General features: G+C 60.9%; 8 protein-coding genes. 6 read left to right on the top strand and 2 right to left on the bottom strand.

Annotated features, from left to right (window positions below; genetic code table 11):
- Nucleotides 1-120: 120 nt before the first annotated feature.
- The gene (locus tag FG381_RS04170; RefSeq protein WP_139687680.1) at nt 121-1338 is read left to right on the top strand and encodes a hypothetical protein; all 1218 of its coding nucleotides are present in this window, start codon (nt 121-123) and stop codon (nt 1336-1338) included.
- A gap of 90 nt (nt 1339-1428) precedes the next feature.
- On the opposite strand, the gene abc-f is transcribed toward FG381_RS04170, so the two are convergent.
- Together abc-f and prmB are read right to left on the bottom strand one after the other, a co-directional pair.
- Entirely contained in the window at nt 1429-3372 is a 1944-nt protein-coding gene (gene abc-f, locus FG381_RS04165) for a ribosomal protection-like ABC-F family protein (protein WP_139687679.1), read from the bottom strand.
- Between the two features lie 62 nt (nt 3373-3434).
- The gene (gene prmB / locus FG381_RS04160; RefSeq protein WP_139687678.1) at nt 3435-4361 is read right to left on the bottom strand and encodes a 50S ribosomal protein L3 N(5)-glutamine methyltransferase; all 927 of its coding nucleotides are present in this window, start codon (nt 4359-4361) and stop codon (nt 3435-3437) included.
- 217 nt (nt 4362-4578) lie between these two features.
- Here prmB and smc point away from each other — a divergent pair, with 217 nt between their 5' ends.
- The 5 genes from smc (at nt 4579) to def (ending at nt 13183) form a co-directional block, all read left to right on the top strand.
- Nucleotides 4579-8139, top strand: coding sequence for a chromosome segregation protein SMC (smc, locus tag FG381_RS04155; protein WP_139687677.1), 3561 nt, complete (start codon nt 4579-4581; stop codon nt 8137-8139).
- Between the two features lie 234 nt (nt 8140-8373).
- Nucleotides 8374-9588, top strand: a complete 1215-nt coding sequence (locus tag FG381_RS04150; protein ID WP_139687676.1) for a hypothetical protein — start codon at nt 8374-8376, stop codon at nt 9586-9588.
- 70 nt (nt 9589-9658) lie between these two features.
- The gene (gene ligA, locus FG381_RS04145) at nt 9659-11866 is read left to right on the top strand and encodes an NAD-dependent DNA ligase LigA (protein ID WP_139687675.1); all 2208 of its coding nucleotides are present in this window, start codon (nt 9659-9661) and stop codon (nt 11864-11866) included.
- A gap of 15 nt (nt 11867-11881) precedes the next feature.
- Nucleotides 11882-12631 (top strand): S-methyl-5'-thioinosine phosphorylase, encoded by a 750-nt coding sequence (locus tag FG381_RS04140; protein ID WP_139687674.1) that lies wholly within the window; start codon nt 11882-11884, stop codon nt 12629-12631.
- Nucleotides 12632-12664: 33 nt separating this feature from the next.
- Nucleotides 12665-13183 carry a peptide deformylase gene (gene def / locus FG381_RS04135; RefSeq protein WP_139687673.1) on the top strand — a complete coding sequence of 173 codons (519 nt, stop codon included), beginning with the start codon at nt 12665-12667 and terminating at the stop codon, nt 13181-13183.
- The last annotated feature ends 65 nt before the right edge of the window (nt 13184-13248 follow it).

Raw genomic sequence — 13248 nt, 5'->3', positions numbered from 1 at the left:
GGATGCCGCCCGAAATACGGGCTTAAGAATGCGCTCCTAGACTTTCGGGACAACATTAGAAGCCGCTCCTCGCTCAAGGTGAAGAGAAGCAAAGAGCGGTCACCCATGAGGAGACTTCCCATGCCCAAGAGCAAAACCGCACCCCGTCGAGCGAAGAAGCTCGAATCCCGCCGCGCCGCCAACGCGAGGAACGTTCAGCCGATGTCCTATGTCGAGATGCTCGACCGGCTGCGCGAGACGCTCAACGCCCGCTTCTATGAAGAGCAGGGCTTCCCGCACCTCGAGATTCTGGCTGCCAACTACAAGGGGCCCGTCACGACGGGGGATCTCTCCGACTACATGCAGCTGCAGCATTTCTTTATCGGCATGACCGTGGCGCTTGCCCATGCGGTGAGTTCTTCGAGCCGCATGACGATGGAGCAGCGCGAGGACAGCTGCGCGGCCGTGGCTTATGCAATTGCGGCGACGCTCCTCGATCTTCGCGAAGACTTCCGCGATACCTCGGGCTGGATGGGCCGCCAGGCGCTCGACGCCGTGCGCGCACGCTGGGGCATGGCGAAGATGTACCAGGCCGGCATTGAGGACGCAGCGCGCCAGATGGACGACAGAAGCCTTGCTTCTTACTTCGGCATGGATTTCGTGATGACGCTTCTCGACATGACGGGCGAGCTCGCCCAGCGCGGAAGCGACACCGTCATTTCCGTGACGACCTGCAAGGATGAGGTGATTACGGCCTTTACGAGCTATGCGACCGCCAATCAGGCACTCGCCGGCTCCCGCCTCGTTGACCTCGACAAAATTTTTGCCGAAAACGCGGTGACGGATGAGTTCCACAAGGACTATCCCAACTGGCGTCCGGAACCGGCCGATGCGCTCAATCCCGCGCTCCTCGGCTTTAATGCCCTTTCGGACGAGGATACGGCCTATCTCGAGAAGCTCATCAGGGACCCGCACTTCCTCCACGATATGCGCGTCCTCTATGTGCGCACGCCCGCTGAGGAAATCCCGCAGGGCAAGCGCGAAGAGGTCGTCATGGGCTATGCGCTCCGCTACGGTCCCCGTTCAACGAAGGCCTTCGAGGCCGGAAGTGATCCGACGGAAGCCGAAATGGATCAGGATGCTGAAGTGATCAACCTTCTCGTCATGACGGTCTTCCTGCAGGCTGACGCCATTACGGTGGCGGGCATCGATGATGATCCGAAGAATGAGGAAGAGATCGACCGCGACTCGCACACCTATCAGGTGACGATGGATTCGCAGGTTCAGAAAGTATTCGATACCTGGAAGAACACGAAGCTCGTTCCGGGCGCAGCGCCCGTTCCGGAAGCCCAGGCCTGATTCAGGCTTGAGAAGCTCCCAGGAAAATGGCGGTCTGTCCGGATGGAAAGGCCGCCATTCTTTTCTTCTCTTCAGGATGCGGAAGCCGCTTTACTGCGCGGCAGATTCGGCGGCATCCTTTCCGATCGATTCGATTTTCTCTGAAAGCTCGAGCCAGCGCATTTCGAGCGCCTCAACCCTGGGTGCAAGCTCGCCGTGTTCGCGAAGCGTTTCGGCGACCTTGTCCTGGTCGGCGCTGTTGTAGAACTCGGTGTCGGCGAGCTGAGCGTCGAGCGCCTTGAGGCGGTCGCCGAGCTTCGTCATTTCCTTTTCCACCTTTTCGAGCTCGCGCTTCAAGGGTTTGCGAAGTTCGGCAATGCGTGCGCGCTCCTGAGCCGCAAGACGTCTTGCCTCGCTCTTATTGATGGACGGAGCTTCCGGACGGGCGGCAGCGCGTTCGGCCTTCGCCTCAGCCTGCGTCATGCGGCGATGCTCGAGTACGAGCTTCGCGTAGTCGTCGAGGTCTCCTTCATAGGTTTCGCGCTTCCCGTCATGGATGAGCCAGAGCTCGTCCGTTACGGCGCGAAGGAGATGACGGTCGTGCGAAACGAGAAGCACCGAACCCTCGTAGGTCGAGAGCGCAATCGTGAGCGCCTCGCGGGTTTCCATGTCGAGGTGGTTGGTCGGTTCGTCGAGGATGAGGAGGTTGGGCTTCTTCCATGCGATGAGCGCAAGCGCAAGGCGCGCCTTTTCGCCGCCCGACATCGGTCCCACAGGGCTCGTTGCAAAGTCGCCCGAGAATCGGTAGGTGCCGAGGAAGTCTCTCAATTCCTGCTCGCGCGCTTCGGGTGCAATGTGGCGGAGCTGCTCAAGCGGGGTCTCGTCCATCCTTAATTGGTCGAGCTGGTGCTGAGCGAAGTAGCCGATCTCAAGGCCCTGGCCGCGGCGGATTTCGCCCGCGATCGGGGGAAGGTCGCCGACGATCGTTTTGACGAGGGTGGATTTGCCCGCGCCGTTGACGCCGAGAATGCCGATGCGTTCGCCCGAACGCACGCTGAAGGCGACGCCCCTCAGGATCGGATTCCCGTCGTAGCCGCAGGCGAGGCCTTCCGCATCGACGAGATGATCGGGGAGCCGTTCGGGCTTCAAGAAATTGAAGCGCCATTCGCGCTTCGAACGCACGGGTTCAACCGATTCGAGGCGCTCGAGCATCTTGATGCGCGACTGCGCCTGACGGGCCTTGCTCGCCTTGTAGCGGAAGCGTTCAATGTAGGCCGTGAGGTGCGCTGCCGTCGTTTCATACGCCCGGCGGGCGGCATCCTGCTGACGAAGCTTCTCGATTCGCTCGCGCTCAAACTGACTGTAGTTTCCTGCATAGCGGCAGATGGTGCCGTCTTCGACGGACCAGATCGTTTCCACGGAGCGGTCGAGGAATTCCCGGTCGTGCGAAATGATGACGACGGTCGATTCGACGCGCCTGAGCCAGTTTTCGAGCCAGATGAGGGAGTCGATGTCGAGGTGGTTGGTCGGTTCGTCGAGAAGGAGCAGGTCCGCAGGCCGCATGAGGGCGCGCGCGAGAGCGATGCGGTTTCTCCAGCCGCCCGAAAAGTCGCGGACCATGCGCTCGCAGTCTGATTCCTGGAATCCGAGGCCCGAAAGAATGGTTTTGGCCTGCGCGACCACCGCCCCTTCGTTCACCTCCGCGAGTTCGCTGTGAGCGGCCGCGAGCGCCATTTCGTCCCCGGACTTTTCCGCGAGCGCGAGGTTTTCGCGCGCCTTCATCAGGGGCGCGTGACCCGAAAGCACATAGTCGATGCAGGAGACGTCCTCAACCCTGAAGCTTTGCGCAACGTGCGCAATGCGCTCCTTCGGCGGCGTTTCAATGTCGCCTTCCTCGGGGGAAAGCTCCCCGAGAATGGCCGCAAAGAGGGTCGACTTCCCGCAGCCGTTCGGGCCGACGAGGCCGATCCGCTCGCCCGGACTCGCAATGAGGTTGGCTTTGGAATAGAGAACGCGCGTCCCGCGCATGAGCGCGAGATTGAGTAGTCGAAGCATCTTTGAAGAGGACGAAAGGACAGTGGATCAAAAGTAGAAAAGAACTCGGGCCGGAAGAGTCCTTAATTGCGGAAGTATTCGCGAAGGTCCTTCGCATGCGCGAGGAAGACCTGGTCGTCGCCGCCCGAAACCGAAAGCCAGGTGATCGGAAGATCGGGAAAGAGCGACTCAACAGCTTCAAGACCATCGCCCACTTCCACGATGAGAATGCCGTCTTCGGTGAGGTGATCGGCCGCCTCGCTCACGATGCGCTCAACCACGTCCATGCCGTCCTCGCCCGCGGCAAGCGCGAGCGACGGTTCGTGGCGATATTCCTCGGGAAGCGCATCCATTGAGCGGGTCGTGACGTAGGGCGGGTTGGAGATGATGACGTCGAATTTGCGGCCCTGGAGATTTTCATAGAGGTCGCCCTGAACGAGTTCAAGTTCGTCGTCGAGGTCATAGTCGCGGCGGTTGATTTTCGCGACTTCGAGCGCATCGGCAGAAATGTCTGACCCCGTGACGGCAGCGTGCGGGAAGCACCCCTTCGCGAGAATCGCGAGGCAGCCGGACCCCGTGCAGAGGTCGAGCACCGAACCAACGGCTTCCGGATCGGCCACCCACGGCGCAAGGTCTTCCTCGAGAAGCTCGGCGATGTAGGAGCGCGGAATCAGCGCGCGTTCGTCGATATAGAAGCGGTGGCCGGTGAGCCAGGCTTCCTTGAGGAGATAGGCGGTCGGGGTTTTGTCGTGAACGCGGCGGTCGATCAGATGAACGAGACGCACGAGCTCGTTGTGCGTGAGCGCGGCGTCAAGGAACATGTCGAAGCGCTCGAAGGGGAGCTTGAGCGCCCGGCAGATGAGAAAGGACGCATCTTCCGTGGATGTGGGCGAACCGTGGCCGTAGCTGAGGTTCGCATTTTCCATCTCCGTCACCGCCCAGCGGTAAAGGTCGCGGATGGTCTTGAGGTTATGGATCGGATCGTCAAGAAGCGGAGCAACTTCGTACATGTAGCGTCCTCGGGAAATCTTCAGAAAATTCCGGAATCCGGCAAATAGCCTTTCCGGCGGATGATTGCGTTCGGCCGCATTATAGAGAGCGTCCGGGACGGGACTCCTAAAAGTGCATGAAGTGCGCGAAAATACCGGATCCGCCGGCCGCATCTTCTCAAGGCCGCATTGCCCTTCATTTTTCTGCCTTTGACCCAGCAAGAGGAGTCCCTTCAAGTTGCGCCTGCGCCAGATCAAAATAGCCGGCTTCAAAAGCTTTGCGGATCCGACCGTGATCGACATCCGCGCCCCCTACATCGTGATCGTGGGGCCCAATGGCTGCGGGAAGTCCAACATCATCGACGCCGTGCGCTGGGTGCTCGGCGAAGGGCGCGGGAGCGAGCTGCGCGGCAAAGCGGCGGCCGAACTCATCTTCGCGGGTTCTGCCGCGCGAAAACCCCTCGGGCGCGCGAGCGTCGAGCTCGTGCTCGACAATTCCGACCATGCCGTGAAGGGCCCCTGGGGGCAGTATGAAGAGCTCTCCATCCGCCGCGTGGTGACGGGCGAAGGCGTTTCCGCCTACTACATCAATCATCAGCAGGTGAGAAAGCGCGACGTGCAGGAAATCTTCCTCGGCACCGGTCTCGGTTCGAGAAGCTACGCAATCGTCTCTCAGGCCATGATCGCACGCTTTACGTCTGCAAAGCCTGAGGAGCTGAGGGTCTACCTTGAGGAAGCCGCAGGCGTCTCGCTCTATAAGGAGCGCCGGCGCGAAACTGAGTCGCACTTGAAGGAAACGCGGGAAAACCTCGAGCGTGCTGGAGATCTTCAGACCATGCGCTCCGAGGAAATCGAGCGCCTGAGAGGCGAAGCGGCAACCGCCGCCCGCTGGATTGAGCTCGACAAAAAGAAGACGGAATCCGAAGCCCTCTGGTATTTCCTCCAGTGCGAAGCGGCGCGCAATGAGGCCGATGCTGCGAAAGCGGATATCGTCCGCACGGAAAACGACATTGCAATGAAGCGTCGGGCGATCGAAGAGTGCGAAGGCGCTCAGGAAACGCTGACGGCTGACGAACGTCGGGCGGATGCCGAATATCAGCGGATATCAAACGATTTCCAGAATGCTGAAAAGGAGCTTGCGCGGCTGGAGGGCGAGATGAGCCGCCTCGTTGAGCGCCGCCGAAAGGCCGAGCACGATCGCGAGGAAGCAGAGAAGCAGATCGCACTCAAAGAAGAGGCGCTTGAAAACCTTCAGCGCGAAAACGAGGAGCGTGCGGGCAGGATTGAAATGCTCGGGGAGGACCTCGCTGAGTTCGAAGCCATGAACGAAGCGAGGCAGGAGGAGCTCGATCGAGCGGAAGAGGCCGAACGCGCGGCGAGGGAGGCTTCGGAAGCCGCCGGCCGGGTGCTTGCCGACGCCCGTACGGAGGAACGGCTGAAGGAGCTGGAACTCTCGCGGGAAAAGGAACGCGTGCGGGAACTGGAAGCCCGTCTGAAGCGCTTGGGCGAAGAGGAAAAGAATGTCTCCCGTCCGAATCCCGAACGCCTTGAGGCGCTTACCGACGAATTGAGCGGGCTTCAGGAGGAATCCGAAGAGCTCGCCGCCATGCTCGAGGAAGCGCTCGAACGCGCGGAACTTTCCCGGGAACGCGCCGCAGAGCGAAGCGAATTCTATTTTTCACGCTTGTCGGAATTGAAGTCCCGGACCGCGAAGCTTCAGACGCTCGAAGAAATTCAGAATGAGGCTTTGAATGCGGATGCGCTGACGGAATGGCTCAAAAATGCCGGCATCGACGGACTTCCGGAGCTCGCGGACGCGATTGAAGTGCCCGACAACCTCATTACGGCGCTCGAAGCCGTGCTCGAACACAGAACCCGGGCGTTTCTGCTGAGGGATCTGCGATCGGCCGCCGACTTCGCGCATCGCCGTCCTCCTGCGCGTCTTTCCTTTGCCGCTCCCTCGTCTTCGGGAGGTGCAGAGAAGACCGGCGGCTGGGAGCTGGGCGGGAGGCCCGTAGAGCTTCTCAAGTCGAAAATTGAAGCGTCAAATCCGGCAGCGCGCGCCGCAATCGATGCCTGGTGTTCGGGTGCCGCGCTTGCGCCCGATCTGGCCTCAGCGCTTCGCGAGCGCGAGAAGATTCCGGCAGGGCACTTTTTCGTGACGCCCGCAGGCGACATCGTGACGAATGCCACGGTGACCTTCTGGGCGGCGGAGGATCCGCGGCTGGCGCTCTTGTCGCGCGGTCGAGAGATCCGGGAATTGAAGGCTCGGATCGATGAGTTTGAACTCGAGGTGGCGGAGGCCGACGACGAGCGTCAGAAGGCTTCCGACGCGGAAGCACGCGCCCGCCGTGAAGCCGAATCGCTCCAGGTAAAGAAGTCGGAAGCGGAGCGGCGCCTCGCGAAGCTCACGCTCGAAGCGCGCGATGCCCGTGCGGAGCTTGAAGCCGCTCAAAGGCGGGAAGCAGATCTCAAGCGCTCCCGCGAGGAGCTTGAAGCAGAGTACGAGGAGGTTTCGGCACGCTCCGAAACGGCCCTCGCATTGGCCGAAGAGGCTGCGGAAAAGCTCGACAGCGCCGAGCGGGCGGCGGGCGAAGCCGCAGCCCGGCACGGGCGTACTCAGGACCGGCTGATTGAGATTCGACGCGAGGAAACGGAAAACATCCATCGCGCCGCCATGAAGAAGCTCGAAATCAGCCAGGCGCAGGAAGCCTTGAAAACGGCCGAGCGTCGCGGAAGCGAAATTCTGAGCGACATCGAGAGAGAGAAGGCGCGTCTCGCAGAGGCGAGGAAAAGCCTCGTCGAGGACGATCAGAATGTTCTCGAAAAAGGCGCGGCAGAACTTCTCGAAAAAAGCGCTGAATTTGAAAAGGCTGCAGGCGACGCGCAGGGTCGGCTTCAGGAGGCCAAGCGCCGCACGGAAGAAAATCTGCGGCTCATGAAGACCCTCAATGCCGAGATTCTTCCCCTTACGGAAAAAGTCGGCGTCCTTCGCGGAACGGCCGAACAAAAGGCGACGCTTCTCGGTCAGCTCTCTTCACGCCTTGATGAACTCGGCGTTGAGGCTGAAAAACTTCGCGTCATTGCGATTGAGCGCGGCATGAAGGTTACGGCCGTCAGAAATGAAGTCTCGCGTCTCATGAACGAAATTGCGGCTTTGGGTCCCGTCAACCATGCAGCGCTCGCGCACCTCGAGGCTGCGGAAAACGCGTGGAAGCTCGCTGCCGCCCAGATGGATGATCTTGCGAAGGCAGTAGAGACCCTTGAAAACGCAATTCGCCGCATCGACATGGAAACGCGTGCGCGCATGAGGGAGACCTTTGAGAAGGTCAATGCCGGGTTCGACGAAACCTTCAGGCTGCTCTTCGGCGGCGGTGACGCCTCTCTCAAAATTGTGGGCGACGAAATCCTGACGGCAGGCGTGGAGATGTCGGCGCATCCTCCGGGAAAGCGCAATCCCACGCTCAGTCAGCTTTCGACCGGAGAGCATACGCTTACTGCGATTGCGCTCATTTTTGCGATGTTCAGACTCAACCCCGCGCCATTCTGCCTTCTCGACGAAGTGGACGGGCCGCTGGACGAAGCCAATCAGGGGCGCCTCGCGAGGCTCTGCATCGGGCTCTCCGAGGCGACGCAGTTCCTCGTCATCACGCATCATCGCGTCACGATGGAGCACGCTTCCGTTTTGATCGGCGTGACGATGAAGGAGCCGGGCGTGAGCCGCATTGTGAGCGTCGACGTGAATGAAGCCGTTGAAATTGCAAAGGCGGATGCGGCAGCAAGGAAAACCTCCGGCTGAGGATGCGGTCCTGGTGCCGCATCCCGGGCCGAATGACGAAATTTCCGGCATTCGCACTCACCAATCAAACTGTGAGATGCGCATGAGAAGCCCGGGAAGTTTGCAGGACTTTTTCCTCAAGATAAGGAACAATTTTTCTCCGCTCGCATACCTCTTCGGTAGGTAGAATGATCAGCCAAGCGCCGCTTTCACCAACCGGGCGGCTTATTCGTCCTCTTCCCTCGGACTCACGTCATGCAATCGCTTGAGATCCTGATACCCATCATTTTTATTGCCGGCATCCTGGTCGGCCTGATTTTCTTGCGATCCAAGCGCGAGGAAAAGCGCGCCCGGGAATCCGGGGGCAAGCTTCGCTCCGTGAAGACTGCCGACGCACTTGCGGGTACAGAACCGCGGGTGGAGCCGGATCTCATCGCTCAGGCGACGGAACGCGCGCGTCAGGCTGCCGATGGCGAGCTCAGCAGCACCATCAAGGCGGATCCCACTCTGGGGCGGCTCCTTGATGAGAACGAGATTCCGACGCCGACGGAAGAACCTCCGATCTATGCCGAACTGGAGCGCGAGGAGGCAGAGGAAGCAAAGGCCGAGGAGGCGAAGACTGAAAAAACGGAGGTGCCAGCGGATCCCAGAAGCCGTGCGGTGCCGCCGGTTGATTCCGCCATCGAATGGATTCTCGACATCGCCCCTGTTGACGGCATGCAGTTTGCGTTGGGCGGCGTCAAGAGCCTGAAGCTCGAGCTCGCGCGCCTCAATCTTCCGCTTCTGGTGCGCGTCTTCGCCCAGTCGTCGAAGGACGGCCTTTACTACGAAGCCGAGGAACTTCATTTCCCGGCGCGTCACGTTGTGGCCTCCATGGTGCTCGCCAACCGCGCCGCGAAGCTCGATGAAGTGGGCGCGTCGCGCTTTTATCAGGTGCTCGAGCAGTCGGCGGCGCAGAACAACGTCGTGATTCGCCGCGAACTTGAGCCCGGCCAGGCGGTGCTTCGCTCGGCAACCCTCAAGAACTTCATCAATTATTTCGACCGCAAGATTGAAGTCGTGATTGCTCCCGTTGATCCGGAACATCCCTTTGATCTCGAAGCCGTTTCAAAGGCGGCCCAGAAGGCAGGCTTCGAGTCGTCGAGCGGCTGCTGGGAGCTTCGCTTTGATCCGTCAGAGCGCGATCCGGTGATATCGCTCGCCTTTGGTCCCGAAGGGACGGATACGCTGGTTCTCACCTACGATCTTCCGCTCGGAAACCTCGCCCGCGGTGATTTGAAGCGCTACTTTGCGCTCGCGAATCATCTCGCTGCAGAACTGAAGAGCCGCTGGAGCGACTGCTCCAAACACCCGGTCGATGCGGGCGGCGCCATGCTGATTGCCGAACAGGCCGAGGCGCACGGCAGGCTCATGACGGAAAACGGCGTGGAGCCCGGATCCAACCGCGCGCGGCTTCTTTTCTCCCGCTGAGTGAAGATCCAAGCAGAGCGTCCGGCGGAATGCATCCCCGGGCGCTCTTTTTTAATATTTTTCTGTTGCCATGACTTCTCTTTTTGACGAGACCGAAGCGGCGCCTCTTTCGGCGCCGACGAAGACCCCTGCGGTCCAAAAAAAGTCCGCCCCTGCTGAACCGCTTCCTGCCGATTCCGACCCCTTCGGCGCGAAGGCGGCGGCTGCCGCAGTGCCACCCGAAAAAGCGCGCGAACGCATGGCGGAGCTCGAGGCGGAGATTGAGCGCTGGAGCTACGAGTACTACGTGCTCGATGCGCCGAGCGTGCCGGATGCGGAGTACGACCGCGCCTGGAATGAGCTCGAAGCCCTTGAAGCGCGCTTTCCGAAGCTGAAGAGTCCCACGTCTCCGACTCTTCGCGTGGGCGGCGCCGTGCGTGAGGGCTTCCGCAAGGTTTCCCACAAGATTCCGATGCTCTCGATTCATACGGAAACGGACTTTTCAAGCGAAGGCGCGAAAGCCTTTGACGAACGCGTTCGTCATGATCTGGGTCTCACGGAATCCGATCCTCCCGTTGAATACGACTGCGAACTGAAGTTCGATGGACTGGCGCTCTCTCTGCGCTACGAATCTGGCGTCTTCGTTTCGGCAGCCACCCGCGGCGACGGCTCCGTGGGCGAGGACGTGACGGAAAACGTCCGCACGATCCGCTCGATTCCTCTGAAGCTCTCCGGGAAATATCCTCAGGTGCTTGAAGTCCGCGGCGAATGCATCATGCATAAGAAGGACTTCGAGGCGCTCAACGCCCGCCAGGAATCGGAAGGCGAAAAGCTCTTCGCCAATCCGAGAAACGCCGCTGCCGGGTCGCTCCGGCAGCTCGACAGCAGCATTACCGCCAGGCGGACGCTTCATTTTTATGCCTATTCGCTCGGCGAATGTTCTGAACATTTCGCAGATACGCAGAGCGCGGTGCTCGACCGCTTCGAGTCGCTCGGGTTCCCGGTCGCCAAAATGCGCCGCGTCGTCCATGGTGCAGAGGCGCTTGCGCAATTTCACGAGGATGTCCTCCGGATGCGAGGCGACCTTCCTTTTGAAATCGACGGCGTTGTCTATAAGGTCAACAGCCTTGAGCTCGAGGCCGAGCTCGGCTTCATCGCGCGCGAGCCCCGCTGGGCCTGCGCGCACAAGTACCCGCCGGAGGAAGCCCTCACGCAGGTTCTCGGGATCGACGTTCAGGTCGGCCGCACGGGGCGCCTGACGCCCGTTGCGCGCCTGGCCCCCGTTTATGTCGGCGGCGTGACGGTCTCGAACGCGACGCTCCATAACGAAGATCACGTTACCGAGGAGCTCGACCTTCGCGTCGGGGACACCGTGGTGGTTCGCCGGGCGGGCGACGTGATTCCGGAAATTCTTCGCGTCGTGAAGGAGCGTCGTCCCAAGGACGCAGTGCCCTTCCGCATGCCCCAGGTCTGCCCCGTCTGCGGGAGCGCCGTCATTCGGGACGAAGAAGAAAAGGACATGCGCTGCACCGGCGGTCTCTTCTGTCCGGCGCAGATGAAGCTCTCGATCGTGCACTTCGCCTCCCGCCGCGCGATGGGAATCGACGGGTTGGGCGAAAAGATCGTTGAGATGCTCGTCGACGAAAAGCTCGTTGAAACGCCTGCCGACATCTTTTCGCTTAAAGCCGAAGACCTGACGGCACCCATTCAGGCAACGGTCGGAACACCAAAGCCCGTTAAGCGCATGGGGCCGAAGGCGGCTGAGAACCTTCTTGCAAGCATTGAGAAGGCCAAATCGACGACGCTCGCCCGCTTCATTTACGCCCTCGGCTGCCGCCATGTGGGCGAAGCCACGGCGCTTGCTCTCGCCAACCATTTCGGAACGCTCGATGCACTTGAAGGCGCCGAGGTTGATGCGCTGCTTACTGTCCCGGATGTGGGTGAAGTGATTGCGGAAAGCATTCACGCGTTCTTCCGGGAACCTCACAACCGGACCGTCATTGAGGCGCTCATTCATGCGGGCGTTCACTGGCCGGCAGTGGAGAAGCGCTCCGCGGAAAGCCTTGTTGCCGGAAAGACTTTTGTTCTGACGGGAACGCTCCCGACCCTCACGCGCGATGAAGCGAAGGACCTTCTCACGGCCCAGGGCGCGCGCGTCTCGGGATCGGTCAGCCGCCGCACGGACTACGTGGTGGCGGGTACGGAAGCCGGGAGCAAACTTGCCAAGGCCGAGGAACTCGGCATCCGCGTCATCGGCGAAGAGGAGCTCAAAAAGCTCCTCGCCGGCACACCCCTTTAATGGAGATGGAAAAGAATGCTTGCGCTCATCGGCGGAACCGGATTTGAAGAAGAAGGCATCATCACGGATGCCGAGGAAATTGAGGTTGATACCCCGTGGGGAAAGCCCGCCGCACCGCTCATCATCGGCAAGCTCGGCGGCGTGCCGCTCATTTTTCTGCGCCGGCACGGCGTGAAGCATGAGTTTGCGCCCCATGTGATTCCCTACCGCGCCAACATTTGGGCGCTGAAGGCCGCGGGCGCCGAAGGCATCATTGCCGTCGGCACCGTGGGCGGCATCGGGGAAGCGCTTTCAGCGGGCACGCTGATGGTGCCCGACCAGATCCTTGACTACACCTGGGGGCGCGAACACACGTATTTTGATTCGCCGGAGGCCGGCGTGAAGCACATCGACTTCACGTACCCCTTTGATCAGGGCCTCTCGCAGGCGCTCATTCGCGCTGCGCGCAGAAGCGGACACGGGGTTGTCGAAGGAGGGGTCTACGCGACGACTCAGGGGCCGAGGCTTGAGAGCGCTGCCGAAGTGCGCAGATTCCAAAGGGACGGCGCCAATGTGATCGGCATGACGCTCTACCCCGAGTGCGCGCTTGCCCGGGAAATTGATCTTCCCTACGGGGCGCTTTGCGTATCAGTGAATTCGGCTGCGGGCCTGAGGGAATCTCACCGCAAGATTGAATTCGAGTCGCTGAAGGAAATCGTCGACCGGGGCGTGCGCGCCGCGGTGGATGTGGTGCGCGAAGCGCTTCGCGCGAACGCTTCCGAATAATTGAGGAAAAGGGTCGGCAGAGGAGCCTGGGAAATGGTGAGAGACGTTCTGCATATGGGAGATCCGAGGCTCCTCGAGCACGCCCTTTCCGTGAGGGACTTCGGGAGTCCCCGGCTCCGGGCGCTCGTTGCCGACCTCTGGGACACCATGGCTGCGGACGGCGGCATCGGCATCGCGGCGCCGCAGATCGGCGTAAGCGAACGGGTGATCTGCTTCGGGCTCGAGGAGGGATCCGGAGGCAGAAACGCAGGGGTGCCGAGAACGGTGCTCATCAATCCGACGATTGAGTTTCTGGGCGACGAAACTGAGGACGGCTGGGAAGGCTGCCTTTCGCTTCCCGGACTCAAGGGCATGGTGACGCGCGCAAAGCGCATTCGCTATGCGGGCTATTCGCTCGAGGGCGAGCGGATAGAGCGCGAGGCAGAGGGCTTTCATGCCCGCGTCGTGCAGCATGAGTTCGATCATCTCGAAGGGATTCTCTATCCCATGCGCGTCACCGACTGGACGAATTTCGGCTACACGGACGCGCTTTTTCCCGAAGAGAGGCGGTGAAGCGAAGCGTGAAGCGCGCTCCTCGCGGCGCTTTTCCCGTCGGACAACTCTGCTAAGCTTTTTCT

The sequence above is a fragment of the Sutterella faecalis genome, assembly GCF_006337085.1.
Classification (GTDB): domain Bacteria; phylum Pseudomonadota; class Gammaproteobacteria; order Burkholderiales; family Burkholderiaceae_F; genus Sutterella; species Sutterella faecalis.
Note: the sequence above shows the minus strand (reverse complement) of the source record. Positions and strands in the feature narration are given on the sequence as shown.

Bases quoted from the DNA above. Each gene is read 5' to 3' on its own strand.
- FG381_RS04170 (WP_139687680.1), top strand. From the start codon at position 121: ATGCCCAAGAGCAAAACCGCACCCCGTCGAGCGAAGAAGCTCGAATCC.
- abc-f (WP_139687679.1), bottom strand. From the start codon at position 3,372: ATGCTTCGACTACTCAATCTCGCGCTCATGCGCGGGACGCGCGTTCTC.
- prmB (WP_139687678.1), bottom strand. From the start codon at position 4,361: ATGTACGAAGTTGCTCCGCTTCTTGACGATCCGATCCATAACCTCAAG.
- FG381_RS04150 (WP_139687676.1), top strand. From the start codon at position 8,374: ATGCAATCGCTTGAGATCCTGATACCCATCATTTTTATTGCCGGCATC.
- ligA (WP_139687675.1), top strand. From the start codon at position 9,659: ATGACTTCTCTTTTTGACGAGACCGAAGCGGCGCCTCTTTCGGCGCCG.
- FG381_RS04140 (WP_139687674.1), top strand. From the start codon at position 11,882: ATGCTTGCGCTCATCGGCGGAACCGGATTTGAAGAAGAAGGCATCATC.
- def (WP_139687673.1), top strand. From the start codon at position 12,665: ATGGTGAGAGACGTTCTGCATATGGGAGATCCGAGGCTCCTCGAGCAC.